The sequence below is a fragment of the Cupriavidus sp. NPDC089707 genome, from assembly GCF_044748965.1.
Lineage (GTDB): Bacteria > Pseudomonadota > Gammaproteobacteria > Burkholderiales > Burkholderiaceae > Cupriavidus.
The window spans coordinates 115,243-135,163 of sequence record NZ_JBIVHB010000013.1; the positions used below are offsets into that span (position 1 = coordinate 115,243).

The 19,921-nt window shown below is 65.3% G+C and carries 18 protein-coding genes and 1 pseudogene; 14 read left to right on the forward strand and 5 right to left on the reverse strand.

All coding sequences use genetic code 11. The features are described from left to right. The first annotated feature begins 60 nt into the window (after positions 1-60). From ACIP1U_RS20815 to ACIP1U_RS20875, 13 genes and pseudogenes are all read left to right on the forward strand, one after another. Entirely contained in the window at positions 61-1,761 is a 1,701-nt protein-coding gene (locus tag ACIP1U_RS20815) for an AMP-binding protein (RefSeq protein WP_400318698.1), read from the forward strand. Between the two features lies 1 nt (position 1,762). After that, positions 1,763-2,632 carry a VOC family protein gene (locus ACIP1U_RS20820; RefSeq protein ID WP_400318701.1) on the forward strand — a complete coding sequence of 290 codons (870 nt, stop codon included), beginning with the start codon at positions 1,763-1,765 and terminating at the stop codon, positions 2,630-2,632. Beyond that, entirely contained in the window at positions 2,629-3,786 is a 1,158-nt protein-coding gene (locus ACIP1U_RS20825) for an FAD-dependent monooxygenase (protein WP_400318704.1), read from the forward strand. The genes ACIP1U_RS20820 and ACIP1U_RS20825 overlap by 4 nt, the downstream gene beginning before the upstream one ends. Beyond that, on the forward strand, positions 3,783-4,232 hold the full coding sequence (locus ACIP1U_RS20830) for an acyl-CoA thioesterase (RefSeq protein WP_400318707.1): 450 nt from the start codon (positions 3,783-3,785) through the stop codon (positions 4,230-4,232). The genes ACIP1U_RS20825 and ACIP1U_RS20830 overlap by 4 nt, the downstream gene beginning before the upstream one ends. Before the next feature lie 23 nt (positions 4,233-4,255). Continuing rightward, on the forward strand, positions 4,256-5,011 hold the full coding sequence (locus ACIP1U_RS20835) for an Asp/Glu racemase (protein ID WP_400318709.1): 756 nt from the start codon (positions 4,256-4,258) through the stop codon (positions 5,009-5,011). A 65-nt stretch (positions 5,012-5,076) separates the two neighbouring features. After that, the gene (locus ACIP1U_RS20840) at positions 5,077-6,339 is read left to right on the forward strand and encodes an MFS transporter (RefSeq protein WP_400318711.1); all 1,263 of its coding nucleotides are present in this window, start codon (positions 5,077-5,079) and stop codon (positions 6,337-6,339) included. 82 nt (positions 6,340-6,421) lie between these two features. Further along, positions 6,422-7,237, forward strand: coding sequence for a TetR/AcrR family transcriptional regulator (locus ACIP1U_RS20845; protein WP_400318713.1), 816 nt, complete (start codon positions 6,422-6,424; stop codon positions 7,235-7,237). Positions 7,238-7,437: 200 nt separating this feature from the next. Further along, entirely contained in the window at positions 7,438-8,406 is a 969-nt protein-coding gene (locus ACIP1U_RS20850; RefSeq protein ID WP_400318716.1) for a Bug family tripartite tricarboxylate transporter substrate binding protein, read from the forward strand. A 24-nt stretch (positions 8,407-8,430) separates the two neighbouring features. Next, complete coding sequence (locus tag ACIP1U_RS20855; RefSeq protein WP_400318719.1) at positions 8,431-9,591, forward strand: MBL fold metallo-hydrolase; 1,161 nt, start codon at positions 8,431-8,433, stop codon at positions 9,589-9,591. A 180-nt stretch (positions 9,592-9,771) separates the two neighbouring features. After that, positions 9,772-9,993 (forward strand): annotated as a pseudogene (locus ACIP1U_RS20860) (Tn3 family transposase); the annotation flags it as partial. A 302-nt stretch (positions 9,994-10,295) separates the two neighbouring features. Beyond that, positions 10,296-10,598, forward strand: a complete 303-nt coding sequence (locus ACIP1U_RS20865) for a helix-turn-helix domain-containing protein (RefSeq protein ID WP_400318721.1) — start codon at positions 10,296-10,298, stop codon at positions 10,596-10,598. A 50-nt stretch (positions 10,599-10,648) separates the two neighbouring features. Then, positions 10,649-11,995 (forward strand): type II toxin-antitoxin system HipA family toxin, encoded by a 1,347-nt coding sequence (locus tag ACIP1U_RS20870; protein ID WP_400318724.1) that lies wholly within the window; start codon positions 10,649-10,651, stop codon positions 11,993-11,995. A 388-nt stretch (positions 11,996-12,383) separates the two neighbouring features. Continuing rightward, entirely contained in the window at positions 12,384-13,583 is a 1,200-nt protein-coding gene (locus tag ACIP1U_RS20875) for an acyl-CoA dehydrogenase family protein (protein ID WP_400318726.1), read from the forward strand. Between the two features lie 64 nt (positions 13,584-13,647). Here ACIP1U_RS20875 and ACIP1U_RS20880 read toward each other — a convergent pair whose 3' ends face one another. The 3 genes from ACIP1U_RS20880 to ACIP1U_RS20890 form a co-directional block, all read right to left on the reverse strand. Further along, entirely contained in the window at positions 13,648-15,069 is a 1,422-nt protein-coding gene (locus tag ACIP1U_RS20880) for an aldehyde dehydrogenase family protein (protein ID WP_400318729.1), read from the reverse strand. 60 nt (positions 15,070-15,129) lie between these two features. Then, positions 15,130-16,107 carry a Bug family tripartite tricarboxylate transporter substrate binding protein gene (locus ACIP1U_RS20885; protein ID WP_400318732.1) on the reverse strand — a complete coding sequence of 326 codons (978 nt, stop codon included), beginning with the start codon at positions 16,105-16,107 and terminating at the stop codon, positions 15,130-15,132. Positions 16,108-16,608: 501 nt separating this feature from the next. Then, a complete protein-coding gene (locus ACIP1U_RS20890) occupies positions 16,609-17,055 on the reverse strand; it encodes a hypothetical protein (protein ID WP_400318735.1) in 447 nt (148 codons plus the stop codon). A gap of 342 nt (positions 17,056-17,397) precedes the next feature. Between ACIP1U_RS20890 and ACIP1U_RS20895 the strand changes: the two genes are divergently transcribed. Next, positions 17,398-18,417: a Bug family tripartite tricarboxylate transporter substrate binding protein gene (locus ACIP1U_RS20895; RefSeq protein WP_400318738.1), complete on the forward strand. Its 1,020-nt coding sequence runs from the start codon at positions 17,398-17,400 to the stop codon at positions 18,415-18,417. 94 nt (positions 18,418-18,511) lie between these two features. Here ACIP1U_RS20895 and ACIP1U_RS20900 read toward each other — a convergent pair whose 3' ends face one another. Then, complete coding sequence (locus ACIP1U_RS20900) at positions 18,512-18,955, reverse strand: hypothetical protein (RefSeq protein ID WP_400318741.1); 444 nt, start codon at positions 18,953-18,955, stop codon at positions 18,512-18,514. A gap of 180 nt (positions 18,956-19,135) precedes the next feature. After that, positions 19,136-19,876 carry an IclR family transcriptional regulator gene (locus ACIP1U_RS20905; protein WP_400318744.1) on the reverse strand — a complete coding sequence of 247 codons (741 nt, stop codon included), beginning with the start codon at positions 19,874-19,876 and terminating at the stop codon, positions 19,136-19,138. Positions 19,877-19,921 lie beyond the last annotated feature (45 nt).

A 19,921-nucleotide genomic window follows, 5' to 3' on the forward strand; every position in this document is an offset into this window, starting at 1 on the left:
CAGGCCGCCGTCCCCCGACATTGCCGCGCGCTGCTCCATGACAGACAAGGGTAGACAGACATGTTGCAAAACCACACCGTGCGCCCCCCGCAGTTGCTGGCGGGCGTCCGATATCCCGATGAAGACCGCCTGCGCCAGTATGTCGCCGAAGGCGTGCTGACCGGCGAGACACTGGCCGGCGCGTTCCAGGCGTCGTTCCGCCGCCATGCCGAGCGCCTGGCGCTGGCCGGCCCGGAAGGCGAGCTGACCTATCGCGAGCTCGACGAGCAGACCGACCGCCTGGGCGCGGCGCTGCTGGCGCTGGGCTTGAAGCCGCTGGACCGCGCGGTGTTCCAGTGCGGCAACTGCAATGAACTGTTGCTGACCTTCTTCGCCTGCCTGAAGGCCGGCGTCATTCCGCTGTGCTCGCTGCAGGCCTTCCGCAAGCTGGAGATCGGCTACCTGGGCAACCTGTGCGAGGCGCGGCTGCATTTCGTGCAGGGCGACGACCCCAAGTTCGACGATGTGGCGTTTGCCCAGGAGATGCAGGCCGAAGTGCCAAGCCTTGCGTACATCCTGCAGGCGCGCGGCGAGCGGCGCGGCAACGCGGTGCTGCTGGCGGACCTGATCCGCGACATGCCGCTGGCGCAGGCGCGCGCGCTGCTGGCCGAGGTCAGCCTGGATCCCTTCCAGGCGGCGGTGTTCCAGCTCTCCGGCGGCACCACTGGTGTACCCAAGATCATCCCGCGCTTCCAGAACGAATACCTGTACAACATGCGCGCGGTCGCGGAATGCAACGGCTACACGCAGGACGACGTGCTGTTCTTCCCCACGCCGTACATGCACAACCTGAACATGGGCTGCTTCTTCGGGCCGTTCCTGCTGGGCGGCGCCACCGTGACCGTGACGCCAGATATCGGCGAAGAGAACCTGCAACGGCTGGTGCGTGACTATCGCCCGACCTGGTACGGCGTGGCCGGCCCAATCCTCATGCGTATTGCGCCGGAGCTGGCCAAGGCCGATGCCGCCGAGCGCGCCCGCCGCAACTTCATTGCGCCCAAGAACGCGGCCGGCCTGACCCGGCTGACCGGATCGCCGACGCACCACATCTTCGGGATGACCGAAGGGGTGATCATGTTCGCCCGCCGCGACGACCCGAAGGAAATCCGCGACACCTCGATCGGCAGGCCGGTTTCGCCCTGGGATGAAGTGAAGATCGTCCATCCGGGCACGGAAGAGCCGGTTGCCGAGGGCGAGGCGGGCGAAGCGCTGTTCCGCGGCCCCTACACGATCCGCGGCTACTACAAGTCCGAGCAGGAAGACGTCACGCGCTTCACCGCCGATGGCTTCTATCGCTCCGGCGACCTGATGTCGTCGCGCGTGGTCGACGGCAAGCGCTACTACTTCTTCTGCGGGCGCATCAAGGACGTGGTCGATCGCGGCGGCGAGAAGATCAACGCCGAAGAGCTCGAGAACGTCATCAACCTGCATCCCGCGGTGCTGGCCTCTGCCGTCGTGGGCATGCCCGACCGGGTCTACGGCGAGCGCGTGTGCGCCTTCATCGTGCCCAAGCCACCCGCCACCGGCCTGGCCTTGCCGCAGCTCACCGAATACCTGCAGGAAGCCGGCCTGGCGAAATTCAAATGGCCGGAGCGGCTGGAAGTCATCAGCGAATTCCCGCTGACCGCTTCCGGCAAGCTCAGCAAGGCGCTGCTGCGCCAGCAGATCATCCAGCTGCTAGAGACCGAAGCGGCTCGCAGCACCACCACCGAAGGGAAGTGATATGACCGAAGCGACGAACCCCGGCGCAGCGCCGTGCGTGCAGCTGCATGGTGTCCACCACACCGCGCGACCGACCTGGAAGCTTGCCGAAACCGTGCATTTCTACCGCGACCTACTGGGCCTGCCGCTGGTGCATGCGATCTCGGCCAAAGGCTGGGGCCCGGACAACCATGCCGATTTCCTGCACTTCTTTTTCGACAGCGGCAACGGCAGCACCATCGCCTTCTTCTACTACATCGGCACCGAGCGGCCTGACTGGCTGACCGTGCGCGAGCACTACCAGGACCGCGCCACCCATACCGCCTGGCGCGTGCGCGACGAGGCCGAGTTGCTGCAGTGGCGCCAGCGCGTGGAGGCGGTGGGTATCCCGCTGCGCTACCAGATCCGCCATGAGGTGATCGAGTCGATCTATTTCAACGACCCCAACGGCTACCCGATCGAGATCACGTGGCAGGTGCGCCCGTTCAGCGAAGCTGACGCACTTGACGCGAAGCTGACCATCGACGCCGCCGTCGCGCTGGAGAACGAGTCGACGGACGGCGCGCCGTTCGGCTCGATTGAACCGGTGTGGCAGCGCAAGGCCGCCTCGATCGGCACCGGCGCGCAGGCCGGCAAGGCATCGGTGTTCGTGCTGGACGTGCCTGAGTTCGGCGCGCTGATCGACGTGGCTGGCAAGACCGAGGGCTACACCACCACCGCGCTGGGCAACGGCTACGTGCGCATCGACGGCAACCCGGGCATCAGCTTCGCGCGCAAGGCGCTGGGCTTCAAGCCGGCGGTCTGGTATGGCGCGCTTACCGGCGGCCTGGCCGGACGCATCGAGCAGTTCGACATGGACGCACTGGTTATTTCTCCGGGGGGCGCAAAATGAAGATCGCCATCATCGGGGGCGGGCCGTCGGGCCTGTTCCTGTCGATCCTGCTCAAGGAGCGGCTGGCCGATGTCGACATCGACATCCATGAGCAGAACCCGGAAGACGCCACCTTCGGCTTCGGCGTGGTGCTGGCCGATACCGGCCTGTCCAGCCTGCGCGGTGCGTCGCCGACGGTGGTTGACGAGCTCGCCAGGGCGATGCGCTTCAGCGACCGCCACTCCATCGTCAGCCACGAATTCCCGATCACGATGAAGCGGCCCGGCGCGGGCGGGGGCGCCATCCCGCGCATCCGCCTGCTGCAGATTCTGCAGGCGCGTGCGCGCGAGCTGGGAGTACGTGTCACCTACAACCAGCGCATCAGCGACTTCTCGGCCATCGAGGCCGACCTGGTGGTAGGGGCGGACGGGGTCAACTCCTTGCTGCGCGGCGCCAATGAAGCCGGCTTCGGCACCCGGCGCCACAGCCTGACCAACCATTTCGCCTGGTATGGGGTGGAGAAGGCATTCCCGAACCCGGCGCTGGTATTTCGCAAGCACGAGGGCGGGTACTTCGTTGCGCACTACTACCCGTACTCGGACTCGATGAGCACCTTCGTTGCCGAGTGCGACCACCAGACCTGGATCGACTTCGGCATGGAAGCGATGACACAGGCGCAGCGCCAGGCGCTGTTCGAGCAGGTCTTCGCCGCCGAGCTGGGCGGCTACCGGCTGGTGTCCAACAACTCGGTGTGGCGCCAGTTCCCGGTGATCGTCAATGACACATGGCATGTCGGCAACCAGGTGCTGATCGGCGATGCGCTGACCAGCGCGCACTTCTCGATCGGCTCCGGCACGCGCATCGCCATGGAGGATGCGATTGCGTTGGCGGACGCCATCGTTACCTTCCCGGACGATGTGCAGGCAGCGCTGCGCCGCTACGACGCCGTGCGCCGCCCCGAGAAGGCAAAGCTGATCCGCGCCTCGGAGGCGTCTTACCACTGGTACGAGCGCATCCGCGAATGGATGGAGCTGCCCACGCCGCATGAGTTCGTGTTCCGCTTCATGACCCGCACCGGCCGCGTCGACCTGAACCGGCTCAAGGAGCAGTATCCGAACCTGCTGGCCGAGCTGACGGCCGCGGGCGTGCCGCTGCCGGCGGGGCAGCAGCCATGATCCGCGCGACCGAGTATGTGCTGAGCGACGAACCCTTCGTGGTGCGGCGCACGGTGCGCTGGGGCGACTGCGACCCGGCCGGCGTGGTCTACACGGGCCGTTTCACCGACTACCTGCTCGGCGCGGTCGGCCTGTTCTCGGATCATATTGCGGGCGGCGCCGGCCGTCTTGGCGCCTTGCACGGCGTGGGCACGCCATGCAAGGCCATGCGCTTCGAGTTCATCGGCACACTATGGCCGGATGACGTGATCGACATCGAGTGCTGGGTGGAGGCCATCCGCACGCGCTCCTACGACATCCGCTGCATGGCCCGGCGCCAGGACGGCTCGGCGGTGTTCGACGCCAAGTTTTCTCCTATCTGCGTGCGGCTGGGCGAGCGCGTTGGCACCCCCATCCCGGAGTCGCTGCGCACGGCGCTGTCGGCCTTCCTGCGACCCGCCGCGTAGCGCGGCTTATCCCGCAAATCATCATGCCATACAGAATTGGACAGATCGTTCCCAGCTCCAACATCACCATGGAGCGCGAGGTGCCGGCCATCTTCGCCGGCCGCATGCAGGTGCTGCCTGAACGCTTTTCCTTCCACTCCAGCCGCGTGCGCATGCACCGGGTGGTGGCGGAGGAGCTGGAAAAAATGAACCGCGACATGGGCCGCTGCGCACAGGAACTGGCCGATGCGCGTGTCGACCTCATGAGCACGGCGTGCCTGGTGGCCACCATGTGCATGGGCAAGGGCTACCACCGCCAGGTGATCGAAGACTTGAACGCGGCCATCGAGGGGGTGCCTTACCAGCCGGCGATCATGACCTCGGCCGGCGCACTGGTGGAGGAGCTAAAGGACTTCGGCGCAAAGCGCATCGCGCTGCTTGCGCCGTACAGCGACGCGCTGACGCAGACCGTGATCGAGTACATCGAAAGCGAAGGCATTGCGGTCAAGGACGCCATCAACTTCTCGATCCTCGACAACCTCGACGTCGGCGCACGCGACCCGATGCAGTTGCTGGAAGACATCAAGCGGCTGGATACCGCCGGCGTGGACGTGGTGGTGCTGTCGGCCTGCGTGCAGATGCCGTCGCTGCCGGCGATCGAGCCTGCGCAGCTGGCCCTGGGCATCCCCGTGACCTCGACCGCGGTCTGCACCGCGCGCCAGATGATGCGCCGCCTCGGCATCCGCGCCGAGGCGCCCAATGCCGGCGCGCTGCTCGGCAGCCAGGCCGGACTGGCCTGAGCGCAACGCTGGCGACATGACCGCCGCCCGCAGAGGCGGCTTGTATCCTGGAACGGAGACAACTTATGCAACAAGCCCTGCAACCGGTGCCGCCCACCGGCAGATGGACCTATGCCGCCGTCATTTTTGGCGCGGCGCTGGGCATGCTGGCGGGCTATGCCCCGCTGTTCAATGCCACCGCGGGCGTGTTCGTGCAGCCGCTGGCCTCGGAGTTCGGCTGGGGGCGCTCGGAGGCATCGCTGTCCTATGCCGCCTCGATGTTCGGGCTGGCGATCGTCAGCCCGCTGGTCGGGACCATGATGGACCGCTTCGGCATCCGCCGGGTAATTGCCGTCTCGGCGCTAGTGTTCGGGCTGGCCACAGCGTGCATGGCGCTGCAGAACGGCAGCAAGGCGCTGTGGGTCAGCCTGTCGGTGGTGGTCGGCGTGTTTGGCGCGGCGACCTCCGTGCTTGGCTATCTCGCCGTGCTGCCGCAATGGTTCGACCGCCGCCTGGGGCTGGCGCTTGGCATCGCCATGTGCGGTCTGGGTGCGGGCACGGTGCTGATGCCGGCCACCGCGCAATATCTGGTGACTGGCTACGGCTGGCGCACTGCTTATGTGGCGCTGGGTATCGGATCGATCGTGCTGTCGCTGCTGGCCTGTGCGCTGCTACGCGAGCGAGGCAGGACCGGTGCGGCCCGGACCAGGACGCAGGCGCTCGCTACGGACGGTATTCCGCTCAGGCAGGCCGTGCGCAGCTACCGCCTGTGGGCGATCTGGGCCGTGTTCGTGCTGGGGTCGTCGGCCACGCTCTCGCTCGGTCCGCACCTGCCGGCGATGTTCGCGGACAAGGGATTCAGCCCCGCCGACGCTGCGCGCAGTGCCTCGATGGTTGGTATCGGCCTATTGATCGGCCGGATCTTGACTGGCGTGCTGATCGACCGCATCCATGCGCCGTTCGTCGCCTGCGTGTTCTTCGTTGGCGGCGCGGTGGGGATCTATTTGCTTGGCGTGACCAACGACTACCAGGTGCTGCTGGTGGCCACCATGCTGATCGGCCTGACCATCGGCGCGGAAGGCGACCTGATTTCCTTCCTGGTCCGGTCGTACTTCGGGTTGCGCTCGTTCGGAACGCTGTTCGGCATTGCGTTCTCGGGCTACGGCTTTGGCGCGGTAATCGGGCCGGTGGGGCTGGGCGTGTGGTTCGACCGCTACGGGAGCTATTGGGTGCCGCTGCTGGTGTTGCCGTGCATGTTGTTGCTGGCCGGCGCACTGACGTTGTCGCTGGGCCGCTACCGGCGCCATGGCGCCAGCGCCGCCAGCCTGCCAGAGCCGGCCGGGGCCTGATTTTCCGAACGCGGGCGCGGCGGAGTAGAATTCCCATGGCCGCAATTTCCTTGCGGCCATGCCTTCGAACGCTCAACCCAAGATGCCTGCCGCCCGCAAATCCCCAGCCGCCGCCAGCAAGACGCCCGCGTCGCCCACTGCGCCGAGTGCGCCACGACGCCGTGGCCGGCCGCCCAAGACCGATTCGCCGATCGGTGCCGAGCCCATGCTCAGCCGCGTGGCCATCCTCCAGCACGCGATCAGGCTGACCAAGAGCGTGCCGCTGGACCAGATCTCCATGGTGCAGCTGGCCAAGGATTTCGGCGTCGCGCCCGGGTTGATCCACTATTACCTGGGCGGCCGCGACCAGCTCGTCTCCGGCGTGCTCAACGACTACTACCGCCAGCGCGTCGGGCGCCTGCCGTCGCTGACCGGCGACTGGCGTGCGGATGTGGAAGGCATCGCCCGGCTGAGCTTCGAAGTGGCGGTGGAGAACCCCGGCGTCAGCATCTATGTCGCGTCACATAATCGGTTCCGCCTGTTCCAGGACGTGGAGCCGGGCGAGACCGACTACGGCATGGAGTTCTTCAATCGCATGACGTCCGCGATCATGCAGGGCGGCTTCACCGCAGGGCAAGTGGCGCTGGGCTACCACTTGATTGCGCAGTATCTCGTGTCCGCTAGCATGGCGGAAGCGTCGCGCCAGCTTCCGGCCTATCACCAGAGCTTTATCGAAAAGAAACTGGATTCCGCATCTGAGCTCCAGTATCCCGGCGCGCGCTTTGTCAGCAAGGCCTTTTCCAGACTGTCTTCCGATACCGCTTTTGAAGAGGGTCTGCGCATCACGCTGGATGGCATCGCGGCGTGGAAGCAGGACAAGCGCCAGCCCGCGCGCAAGCCGCGCAGCGAGGCCGCCTGAGGACACTCTCCATATCGTTCCGACGGGTCCCGCGGTGCGCGCATGACGCGCGCGTGACCCGCCCGGTGTCCGGCATTATCCCGTAGTGGTAAGCCCTTATTTGATACCAAGGCAATTAATTTACAATTAATTGGTTCTATATCAAATATGCATCGTCACGCCGCCCCCCGGCAGGCCATGCACTACGTACGGGAGACAACATGAAACGTCGCGCCTGCCTCGGGCTACTTCTTCTGGCCGGGCTGACTGCCGCGGCTTGCGCCAACGCTGCTGCGTATCCGGACAAGATGGTGCGCATCGTGGTGCCATCGATCGCGGGCAGCGCGCCCGACATCATTGCGCGGCAGGTGGCCGAGCGCCTGACCGCAGCCTGGAAGCAGCAAGTCATCGTCGAGAACAAGCCCGGCGGCAACGGCATTGTCGCCATGGGCGCGCTGCGGCAATCGGCGCCCGATGGCTATACGCTGGGCCTGTTCCATGCCGCCGCCGCCGTCATCACGCCGATGATGTACAAGGAGGCGAAGTTCGATATCCAGCGCGACACGGAAGTTGCCGCCACGCTGGCCTACACGCCCATGATGTTCGTCGCCGATCCCAAGGCCGGCTACCAGAGCCTTGCTGATGTCCTCAAGGCCGGCAAGGCAAGTCCCGACGGCATCGCCATCGGCAGCCCGACCCGCGGCTCGGTGCCGCACCTGACCGCCGAGATGATGGGCCAGTTGCAGAAGACAAAGTTCCGCCAGATCAGCTTCAGCGGCACCACGCAGGCGATTCAGTCTGTAGTGAAGGGTGATGTGCCGGTCTATGTGGACGGCATCGCACCGCTGGTGCCCCTGGTGCGCAGCGGCCGGCTCAAGGCGCTGGCGGTGACCTCGGACACCGCGCTGCCCGGACTGGACGGCATCCCGCTGGCCAAGGATGTGGCGCCCGGCCTGGTCGTCAAGGGCTGGTTCGCGCTGTTTGCGCCCAAAGGCACGCCCGCCGCGGTGCTCGACGAGGTCAACGCTGCGGTCAGCCGCAGCCTGGCGCAGCCCGCCTTCATTGAACGGCTGAAGGACCTTGGCACCTACCCGATGGCGCAAGGCCGCGAGCCGAGCGCACGGTTTGTCCAAGCTGAGAAGGTGCGATGGGAGCGGGTGATCCAAGAGGCGGGCGTCAAGCCCGAGTAACTGACCAACAAGGACGTGCTGACAATGAACCGAAACGGAATGCGTGTCTCCTGGCGCCAGGCGTCATCTGCGGCGCTGCTCGCTGCGTGTGCAGCGATCGGCGTCTTTTCACCTGCCGCAATCGCGCAGCAAGCCATCGCACCGGCCGGCGCCAAAGCGGGCGCCCACCTTGTCCTGCTGGGTACCTCTGGCGGCAGGACTTCCTGGCGCGGCGTGCAGGCTGCGGGCATCTCGTCGGCCGTGGTGGTGAATGGCCAGGTTTACCTGGTGGACTTCGGCGCGGGCTGGCTCCGGCGCTACTTCCAGGCAGGGCTGGGCGCGCCACCGCCCGCGCGTGGCCTGGAGTCGCTGCGGGCAGCCTTCATCACGCATCTGCACGCGGACCACGTGGTGGACTATCCGTCGCTGGTGTTGTTCGGCGCATCGGATGGGCTGAGTGAGCGCAAGATGCCCGTGCGTGTGTTCGGGCCTGGCGCTCGCGGCAAGCTTCCGCCTGTCAGCGGCAGCACGTCCGGTGTCTCGGCGATCGTCTCACCGGAAAGCCCGACCCCCGGCACCGTCGCCATGACCGAGGCGATGTACCGGGCGTTTGCCACCGACATCAACGACAACATTCTCGATAGCCGCAAGCCCAACCCGCATACGCGGGTCGAGGTGCAGGACATCGCCATTCCGGCGCAGGCCGGCATCGACCCCAACGCGGACCCGGCACCGGAGATGGCACCGTTCCCGGTCTACCAGGACGAGAACGTCAAGGTCACCGCGACACTGGTCAGTCATCCGCCGGTGTACCCGTCATTTGCCTTCCGCTTTGATACCGCGGACGGGTCGGTCGTCTTCTCCGGCGACACCAGTCCCAGCCGCAACCTGATCCGGCTGGCCCAGGGTGCGGACGTGCTGGTGCACGAGGTAATCGACACCGCGTGGGTCGACGCCTTGTACCCGAAGCCGCGCAATGCGGCGCAGGAGGCCAAGGCGCACCATCTGGTGCATTCCCATACCGCAGTGGAAGACGTTGGCGCAGTCGCGCAGGCTGCCAAGGTGAAGGTACTGGTCCTGTCGCACCTGGCGCCGGCCGATAGTTCGGAGCGGCGCTGGGCAAGGGCAAAGGAAGGCTTCGGCGGGACAGTTATTGTTGGGAAAGACCTTCAATGGATTCCCGTCGGACTCAACTCGGGCAAGTGAGGCTGCCGACCTCGTCATTGGCTTCAATGCCAACTTGACTGACAACGTAGACGCAGTCGACGCATTCATTGAGAAACGGCAGGTGGACGTCATTGACAACGTCGAAAATCGACCCGTGAGCGAACCGTCGCAATGCTTGTCCGAGCGGACCAGCTAGGTCGAAGCGGTCTGGTCATCGTACTCGTCCGCACGCTGTTCTTGCTGAAGTACCTGAATGACCCGGAGTCACGCCGCACGATTCATGCCGCGACGAACAAAAGCGAGCAGTTCAACGACTTCGCGCAATGGCTGATGTTCGGCAGGGACGGGACCATCGCCGAGAACCTGTGCCACGAGCAGCGCAAGGTGATCAAGTACAACCAGTTGGTCCCCAACATGGTCATCCTCTACAACGTTCAATGGGATGTCGCGCTCGACCCAACGATCGATTTCCCATTCAAATCAGCGGCTTAGCAGAGATGTGGCGGATTGTTTTGCTTTCCCGGCCAACCCTCGGATACTTGCTGAGACCGGCCGCGCGGGATTGACGTAAGGGGGCGCTGGCGTGACAGCCGGAGACATCACCTGGCCGCTGTTTCGCCGATACAAATGCAGGTTTGTTTTTCGAAAAAACAAACTATGGGCTGTACGGAATACAAACTATCTTGTGTTTGTCGAGAAAACAAACTACGATTTGTTCATCGATAAAACAAACTATGCTTTGTATGAGCGACTTCACCGTCCGGTCACCTGCAGACCTTACCGATCTGCTGCAGGCGTTCCGCAAAGAGGCGGGCCTGAAGCAATCGGAAGTCGCCGTGCGGCTGGGCGTCACCCAGCAAACCATCTCCGCCCTGGAGCGCAACGCTGACAAGGTCAGCGCCGACCGGCTCCTGCAACTGCTGAGCGTTCTTGGCGTTGACATGGTCCTCCACAAGGAAGATGGTCGCAAAAAGACAGAGCCCTATGCGCCGCGCAGAGCCCTTTCCCCGCCAAAGGGCAAGATTTCGACCGATAAGAACTGGTGATGGCAAAGGAAGGACACGGGCGCCCTCGCCATCAAAGACTCGGGCTATGGATGAACGGAACATTCATCGGAACCTGGAGCGTCAGTCCCCATGGCGGCGACCAGTTGCACTATGCCGATGAGTGGGTAAGTTCGGATGAAGGGCGGCCTATTTCAAGGTCTCTCGGATTTCTGCCAGGCAACGCGCCCCACCGCGGCGGAGCAGTGCAAGCCTACTTCGAAAACCTGCTTCCCGATAGCAAGGATATTCGCGAGCGGGTTGCCCGCCGGTACAAGCTTGCCACGACCGACGCCTTCACAATGCTCGCCGAAGTCGGCAGAGATTGCGTCGGCGCTCTCCAGATCCTCCCGGACGGCATGGCGCCGGATGATATCGAGACCATCCACGCGACACCTCTTGCTGAGGCAGAGATTGCCGACATCTTGAGGGGAACCGTGGCGCCTCCGAAAATTGGCGGCGCCCCCCAGGACCAGGTGCCGGACGATTTCCGCATCTCCATCGCAGGCGCACAGGAGAAGACTGCCCTGTTGCGACATGTCGCCACCGACCAGTGGTGCATGCCTCACATGGCTACGCCCACCACGCACATCCTCAAGTTGCCGATTGGCATCATCGGCCACATGAAGATGGACTGGCGTGACTCCATAGAGAATGAATGGCTCTGTGCGCAAATCTTCGGCGCTTACGGGCTCCCGATCGCGGCCTGCGAGCCGTTGATGTTCGAAGACATGCAGGTGCTGTCCGTGGAACGCTTTGACCGCCGTTGGGTGGGTCGTCATGCGCAAGACGACAACCCGTGGCTACTGCGCCTGCCGCAGGAAGACATGTGCCAAGCCACGGGTACGCCGCCGCACCTGAAGTACGAAAATGAACACGGTCCAGGCATCCACGCCATCATGGAAGTGCTCGGCAGTTCGCTGCAGCCCGCACGAGACCGCAGGTTAGTCTTTCTCGCTCAGCTCCTCTTCTGGATGCTTCGGGCTCCGGATGGCCACGCCAAGAACTTCAGCGTATTTATCCGCCCTGGCGGCAAAGTCGAGCTGACGCCGTTCTACGACATTCTGTCGGCATATCCGAACCTTGGCGATGGCCCATCGCAGATGTCGCCATACAAGGTATCGATGGCGATGGCCGTTCGGTCCAGGAACGCGCATTGGAAAATGGTGGATATCCATCTGCGGCACTGGGTAGAACTCGCGGCAAAGTACGGCATCACGACCGAAGACGGCCGGCCGGCTGCGAAGCTCATCGAGGAAGTCGTAGCGCTGACGCCGCAGGTCATCGAAACAGTCAGGAACAATATTCCGCCCGGCTTTCCTACCAGGGTGCCCGAACGAATTCTGAATGGGCTGAGTGCCGCTGCAGACGAACTTGGCAGGGAGCTGTCCGCGAACTGACGCAGAAAAAGAAAAATGCGCCCCGGAACCCATTCCGGGGCGCCAAGACCCACAAGTCGAGCAGACCGGCGGGGTGGAGACCGTGATGCAGTGCCATGCTGCGGATTGCAGTCATGTCACACGTCACAACGGCGGAAGCGATTTCGCCATCCCTTATAGGGTCGTCGCGCCGGCCCATAAACGGACCACTCGAAGTGGGGGGAATTTCATCTCGCCAGACCATATGGGCTCGCCCGTCGGCTTGCGATCAATGAATTGCTTCACACCTGACGGCACCTATCGCCACCAGTGGTGGGGGGCGCCGGCAGCCATCCCCAGCCTTAAGGTGTCACCATCCGGCAAGCCGCGCCCGCGGTGCCGCCACCATGCCAGATGGAGAGAGAATCAGATGGACTTCCGACCCGACCCCAACCTCGCCGAATTCCGCCAGCAGGTGCGTGTTTTCCTGCGCGAGCATATGCCGGCCGACATGCCGCGCCGCGCGCATGGCATGCGTTCGCCGCGCGATACGCTGATGCAGTGGCAACGCGTGCTCAATGCGCATGGCTGGGGCGCACCGTACTGGGCCGCCGAACACGGCGGCACGGGCTGGACGGTGGCGCAGCGGCTCGCATTTGACGAGGAGTGCGCGCTGGCCGGTACGCCATCGCAGGATGCTTTCGCACAGAAGCTCGTCGGGCCGGTGCTGAACCATTTCGGCACGCCGGGGCAGAAGGAAGAGCACATCGGCGCGATTCTTCGCGGCGAGCGCCTGTGGTGCCAGGGCTTCTCCGAGCCAGGCTCGGGTTCGGACCTCGCGTCGTTGCGCACGCAGGCTGTGCGCGATGGCGACCATTACGTCATCAACGGCCAGAAGATCTGGACCAGCTACGCTCACCACGCCGACTGGATTTTCCTGCTGGTGCGCACCGGCAACAGCGAGAAGAAGCAGGCTGGCATCACCTTCATCCTGGTGGACATGAAGACGCCCGGCATCACCGTGCGTCCCATCATCAGCATCGACGGCTGCCACCACCTCAACGAGACGTTCTTCGACAATGTGCGCGTGCCGGTCGGCAACCTGATCGGCGAGGAAGGCGGCGGCTGGAAGGTGACCAAGTTCCTGCTGAACAATGAGCACGCCACGACTGCGGACCTGCCGACCCTGCGGCGCCTGCAGCGGCAGCTCCGCGCGTTCGCGGCGGCACCGGCTCGAGACGCCACGCTCGGCGAACAGCCCCAGTTTGCGCTGCGCCTGGCGCGCTACGAGGCCGAACTGGAGGCCATGACGGTGATGGTCCAGCGTGTCGCGGCGATGGAGCAGGCCGGTGACCACAGCCCCGCCGCGCACGCGCTGGGATCCATGCTGAAGATCCGCGGCACCGAGCTGCAGCAGCAAATGGGGCAGTTCGCGATCGAAAGCATGGGCGACTATGGCCCGGTGTCGTATCCGACCAGCCACGACGGCCACGCAGGTGAGCCGCTGCCGATGCAGGACGTCATGCAGGACATCGCCATGGAAGCATTCTTCCGCCGCGCCACCACGATCTACGGCGGCACCAGCGAAATCCAGCGCGGCATCATTGCCAAGACGAAGTTCCAGTTCTGATCGATATCCGGCGAGGCGCGCCGCCTCCTTGCATGGCGGCGGCGCGCCGGCTCTTGACTGAGCCTTACAGGCTGACCGCCTTCCACTCCAGGAACTCGGCCAGCCCCTCCGCCCCGAACTCGCGCCCGTTGCCCGAACGCTTGACTCCACCGAACGGCGCACTCAGGTCCGCCGGCGCAAAGTTGATACGCACGGTCCCCGCACGCAGCCGGGCCGCCACGCGGCGCGCACGCTCCGCATCGCCCGACGCGACGTAGGCCGAGAGGCCATACACGGTGTCGTTGGCGATGGCTATCGCTTCTTCGTCGCTGTCGTAAGGGATCATGCAGAGCACGGGGCCGAAGATTTCCTCCCGGGCCACGGTCATGCCGTTGTGGACGTCGGCGAACACGGTCGGCCTGACATAGAAGCCGCGCTCAAGACCGTCCGGGCGACCAGGGCCGCCGGCGACGACGCGCGCGCCTTCTTCGATGCCGAGGCCGATCATCTGCTGCACCTTGTCGAACTGTGCGCGGTTCGACAGTGGTCCGATTCGGGTCGCCGGATCAGCCGGGTCGCCGACCTGGAGCGCGTCCGCGGTGGCCGCGGCGATAGCGAGGGCCTCGTCGTAGCGGGTGCGCGGTATGAGCAGACGCGTCGGCGCCACGCAGACCTGGCCCGTATTGACCATGCACTGGGCCACGGCCGTGCCGACGGCGGTCTTCAGGTCGGCATCGTCGAGCACCACCAGCGGAGACTTGCCGCCGAGTTCCTGCGCGACGCGCTTGACCGTGGACGCGGCGTTCTTCGCCACTTCCACGCCGGCGCGCGTGGAGCCGGTGATCGAAACCATGTCGACATCGGGATGCGACGACAGCGCGGCGCCGACCGAGGGCCCATCGCCGAAGATCATGTTGAACACGCCCGGCGGCGTGCCGGCCGCGTGCATGATCTCGACGAAGATGACCGCGTCGAGCGGCGCGATTTCCGAAGGCTTTAGCACCACCGTGCAGCCGGCTGCCAGCGCGGGCGCGACCTTGGCCGCGATCTGGTTGAGCGGTACGTTCCACGGCGTGATCAACGCCGCTACGCCGACCGGCTCGCGGCGCAGCCACGTTTTGCCGTGCGTGGTTTCGAACGCAAAGCCGCGCAGGACCTCGAGCGTGTTCTGGATATGCACGAGCCCGATGGGCGCCTGCATGGCGTTGCACAGCGCGACCGGGGCGCCCATTTCAAGCCGCACGGCCTCGGCAAGTTCTGGCACGCGTGCGCGGTATTGCTCGGCGATGCGTTCGAGCAGCGCGATGCGTTCCTCGCGCGTGCTCTGCGACCACGTGGCAAAGGCATCGCGTGCGGCCGCGACGGCGCGGTCGGCGTCTGCCACGGTGCCCATCGCAAGCTGGGCGACCGGCGCTTCGGTGGCTGGGTTGATCACATCGGTCAGCGTGCTGCCGGCAGCAGGCGTGACCCATTCTCCATGGATGTAGAAGCGGTCCAGCATCTTCATATATCGGCTCCCCGGCGATTCACTATTGCCCTGTCGGGCCCATTTGGTGGGCATGGCGGCTCATTCGGGCTGGAGGCCCGCAAGCGTGATCATCGCCTTCCAGCCCTGCTGGTCGGCCACGATGTTCTTGCGCAGCGCCGCGCCATCGGCGGGATAGGCCGCGCTGCCGCGTGCCTGGTAGTGCGCCATGGCCTCGGGTGTGGTCGTGAACTGCATGGCGAGCCGTGTCAGCTTGTCGACGATCGGCTGCGGCGTGCCGGCCGGTGCGAACAGTCCGACCCAGGTGTTGAGCGAGTGGCGCTCAAGGCCGAGTTCGCTGGTCGTCGGCACGTCCTTGAGCTGCGGCAGGCGAGTCGGGCCGGTAATGGCCAGCGCGCGCAGCTTGCCGCTCTGCACATGAGGGATGGCGGCCGACACTTCGACGCAGGCGTAGTCGACCACGCCGCCCATGACATCGGTCATCATCGCGTTGGCGGCCTTGTAGGGCACGCTGACGGCGTCGATCTTCGCTGCCTCGTTGAAGGCGGTGGCGATGACGCGGTACCCGGTGCTGGAGGTGGCAAAGTTCAGCTTGCCCGGTTTCGCGCGCGCGGCCGCGACCAGGTCGGCGGTGGAGCGGTAGGGCGAGTTGCCGGGCACGATCACGGCTATTGGCAGGACCGACAGGCGAGCCACCGGCGCGAAGTCCTTCAATGGGTCATATGGCAGCTTTCGGAACATGAAGGGGTTGGCAGCCATGGCGCCGGAGCCGGACAGCAGCAGCGTGTAGCCGTCCGGCGCGGCCTTGGACACATAGTCGGTCGCCACCACCATGTTGCCGCCGGGTCGGTTTTCGACGACGAAGCTCTGGCCGAGCTTGTCAGACAGGTACTTGGCCAGCAGGCGCGTGTAGTCGTCGATGCCGGTCCCGGCGCTGGTGACGGAGACGATCTTCACGGGGCGCTCAGGATAATCGGCGGCCCGGACGGGTGCGGCGATGGCAAGCGTGGCGAGGATAGGGCACAGCAGCCGCAGCGCGCGGCGTTTGAACATCGGCATCATCAGTCTCCTTTTGTCGTCTTGAATGACCGGACCGGGCGGTCCGGCCGTATCGGCGTCTCGCGCCACTTGGCAAAATCCCGCGCCTTGGTGCGGGATTTCGTGGCTTTGCGGGACGGCGTAAGTTACTGCCGTCGTCTGTCCTTCAGATGCGCAGAATCGGTGGGCCGAGTGGGGGCGTGCTTCACGCACGGGGTGTGCGGATTGGTAAGGAAAGCATGGTTACCCTTGCACTCCGCTACCCGTCTCGGGTTGGTTATTTGCCCCGACAGGACTGAAACATGTGGAACGGGACATCTGCGCGGCGCGCGGTAGCCACCCGTTGCATCGGACTTTCCGGCGTACACAGCGCCGGGGCGGGGTGGCACGGCTGCCCCCCATCGACAAAGGTGCTATTCCGTTTCATGCGCAACACGCCCGCGACGATCGAGGCAGGCTCGCAGGAGATGGGGCGACATGGCGCCGGAGCGCAACGCCGTGGCCCGGACGCCACAAGCTCGATCAGTTCCGCGGCAACGACCAGGCGCTGCCATGGCCGCGTCGAGCGGATTGCATGCGGCGGTGCGCGGCCCAGAACAGGACGCGCAGCGGAAAACCAAAAATGCCGCTCATGGCCTGCCGGCAGTGCTCGGCTTCCAGTTCCATCGCTATCCCGAGCTCGGCCGCGCACGCATAGCAGACGATGCGCGTGCGTGCATCGCCGCATTGCATGCGGTTGTCCAGCAGTGCGTGCAGCGTATCCATATAGGAAGGAGGCGGATTTGTCGTGCGCGCGGATTCGCGTGCACAGCGCTGCAACTGGCGGCTGAACTGGCGCACCTCCTGAAGCAGATCCATGAGCCGTTCCATCGGTGCGATGGCGAGCGCGGTGTCGCTGCTTGTATTGGGCCCTTGCTGGCTGGCGGTATAGGTGTGGAGCGTTGTCTGTTGAGTCTGTTGAGCCTGCATCGTGTTGCGTCCCGGAAATGACTGCGCATTTGGCAAGGACTGCCTGCGCCGTAGCGGAAACCAGTGTCACGCGGCAGCGCCGGAATTACCCCACTCGACCAAGGGGGGCATGCAGCCGTCTGGCCCACCCCGTTGGCTATTCGGGCCGTTTTTCGTGAAACAGCCGGCCCTGTTGCGGCCAACTGAGGCGATGTTCTTGTCTACGACCTACGGTAGATATGTACGAAATAGCGTAGAATTAATTGGAGCCGCCGCGACCGTCGAAGTTGTGCGGTGAACCAGAAGCACAGATGGCTTCGAAAGAGGCATCGCCGGCATCCCGGCCTACAGGAGACGCATTCCATGACCACGCTGATCACCCAGTTTCGAACCTTTCTCGCCCGGACGGCCGCGGCCGGCAGCGGCCTGCTGCTGGCTTGCGGCACGCTGGCCGCGCTGGCACCCGCTGCGCTCGCCGTACCCGCCTATCCGGCCAAACCTGTCACGCTGGTCGTGCCGGGGCCGCCTGGCGGGATTACCGACCAGATCGGGCGCCTTGTCGCGGCCAGAATGACGAGCGACTACGGCGTGCGGGTAATCGTCGACAACCGACCCGGTGCGGGCGGCAACCTGGCCACGGAAATCGCGGCGCGCGCGGAGCCTGACGGCTATACGGTGCTGCTCGGCACGCAAGGCACGATGGCGAGCAACCAGTTCCTGTACAAATCGCTGCGTTTTGACCCTGCGAAGGATTTCGTTGCCGCGCAGGGACTGGTTTCCATCCCCAATCTGCTGGTCGTCAACGGCAAGCTTCCTTACCAGTCCGTGACGGATCTGGTGGCGAACGCCAAGGGGCACCCGGGCAAGCTGGCAGTCTCTTCGGCCGGCAATGGCACGGGCAGCCACCTGGCCGCCGAGTTGTTCCAGACGCTGGCCGGCGTGAAGCTCGTGCACGTGCCTTACAAGGGCAGCGCACCGTCGATCCATGACCTGCTGGCCGGGCAGGTGGACCTGACGTTCGACTATCCCGTCTCGACCCTGGCGCAGATCCAGGCCGGCAAGCTGCGCGCGCTGGCCGTGACCGGCACGAGCCGTTTGCCGGCACTGCCGCAGGTGCCCACGATTGCCGAGGCAGGCTATCCCGGCGCTGAATCCACATCGTGGCTCGGCCTGTTCTTTCCGGCGCGCACGCCTGCTGCCGTCGTGGCGAAGTGGGAGGCCGACGTCGGCCGCATGCTCAAGGAGCCGGCCACGGTGGCAGCCATGCAGAAGATGGGGGGCGCGCCGCTGCCGCTGAGCGGGGAAGCGTTCCGTGCCTTCGTGCAGAACGAGCGGACCAAGTGGAAGGGCACGATCGAACGCGCCGGCGCGACGCTGGACTGATCAGTCAGGCCGGCCGCCCGATTCCAGATCGGGCGGCCGGCGCATTTGAGTGGGACTCCGGCGCCCGCAGTGCGCCGGACGCATACAGAGAGCGCTACGCGCCTGCCGCCACAGAACGTGCGGCGTTGCGATTCAGCAGTGCCGCGCCGATGCCCGCGGGCACCGCACGCGAGGTCCGGTCTTGCGCCATGCCGCAGTCACCGAGCGCCTGCGCCAGGAACGTCCCCATTTGCTGTTGCAGGTCGGCACCGCGGGCCGTGAGCGTGGCCCCCATTGCCTTGGTCGCGGGACTGTCGTGCTCCTGCGTCGCGGCCAGCGTCCGCGCCACCCCGGTCATGGCGTTCAGATCGGCTTCATAGCGCGCCAGGCGCAACAGGAATCCATGGCGCGCGGCCAGCGTCACGCCGGCGGCGCGGGCGCTGCCGGCAAGCGCATGCAGCTGGGCATCGAAGCGGCGCAGCGTCGGCAGGGTGTGGGCCAGGAACTGGCGGGCTTCTTCGCGGGAGTTGTCGGGCGCCGGGATGGGCTGGATTGTCATGGAGAGATCTCCGGTGTCGCACGGCCGGCTGGAAATCGGCCCTTCTGATGCATACACTTTATGCCCGCGCGGCAACGGCATCGCCCCCCGCCATCGGTGGGCCAGCCAGAATGGATAGGTACCGGTTCATCAGAAACGCCAGGCTTGCCGTGTGCAGACGCCATCCCGCGCCATCCCGCGTCAATCCTCGCTCATCAATGCATCCCGCACTTCGATCAGTGCAGCGAGATAGGCGTCGTGGTTCTTCTTCATGCGATCGGCGGGCCCCGCCACCGATATGCCCGCCGGCTGGCCGCCCAGCCATCCCGCCACCGCCAGGCCGTGGACGCCCTCGCTGCCTTCTTCGTGCGCTTCGTACCATCCCCGCTTGCGGCTTTTGGCGATCTGGGCCATCAGCGTGTCGATGTCCAGAATCGTCTGCGCGGTGGCAGGGCGCAGATTGCTCCTGGCCAGCGTCTCACGGGCCTCTTCGGGCGACAGCAGGCCGAGCAACCCCTTGCCGAGGGCGGAGGCGTGCAACGCCGCGCGATAGCCGACCTCGATGATGTATCGCAAGGGCAGCCGGCTGGCCTGCACGGCGACCACCTTGACCGCGGTGCCGTCGAGCACGCCGAAGAACACGCTTTCGTTGGTCCTGGCGCTCACCTGCTCGATGGCTTCCTGGGCCACGGTGGTCAGCGGGTCGTTCTCGGCAATCTGCCGTGCGATTTCAGAGAGGCGGCCGGTGGGGTAGAAGCGCCGCGAGCGGGTCGTGCGCATCAGGTAGCCCAGCGAGTGCAGGGTGTGCAGCAGGTCGGAGGTGCTGCTTTCCGGCAGTGACAGCAGGCGTGCCATGTCGGAATTGGACAGTTCGCGCTTTTCGCGCGCAAAGACCTCGAATACCGCCATGGCTCGGCCGGCGGCGGGAATCATCGTGGGCATGCTTTGGAAGGGGGGATGTGGATTCGGTGGATGGAGGAATAATAC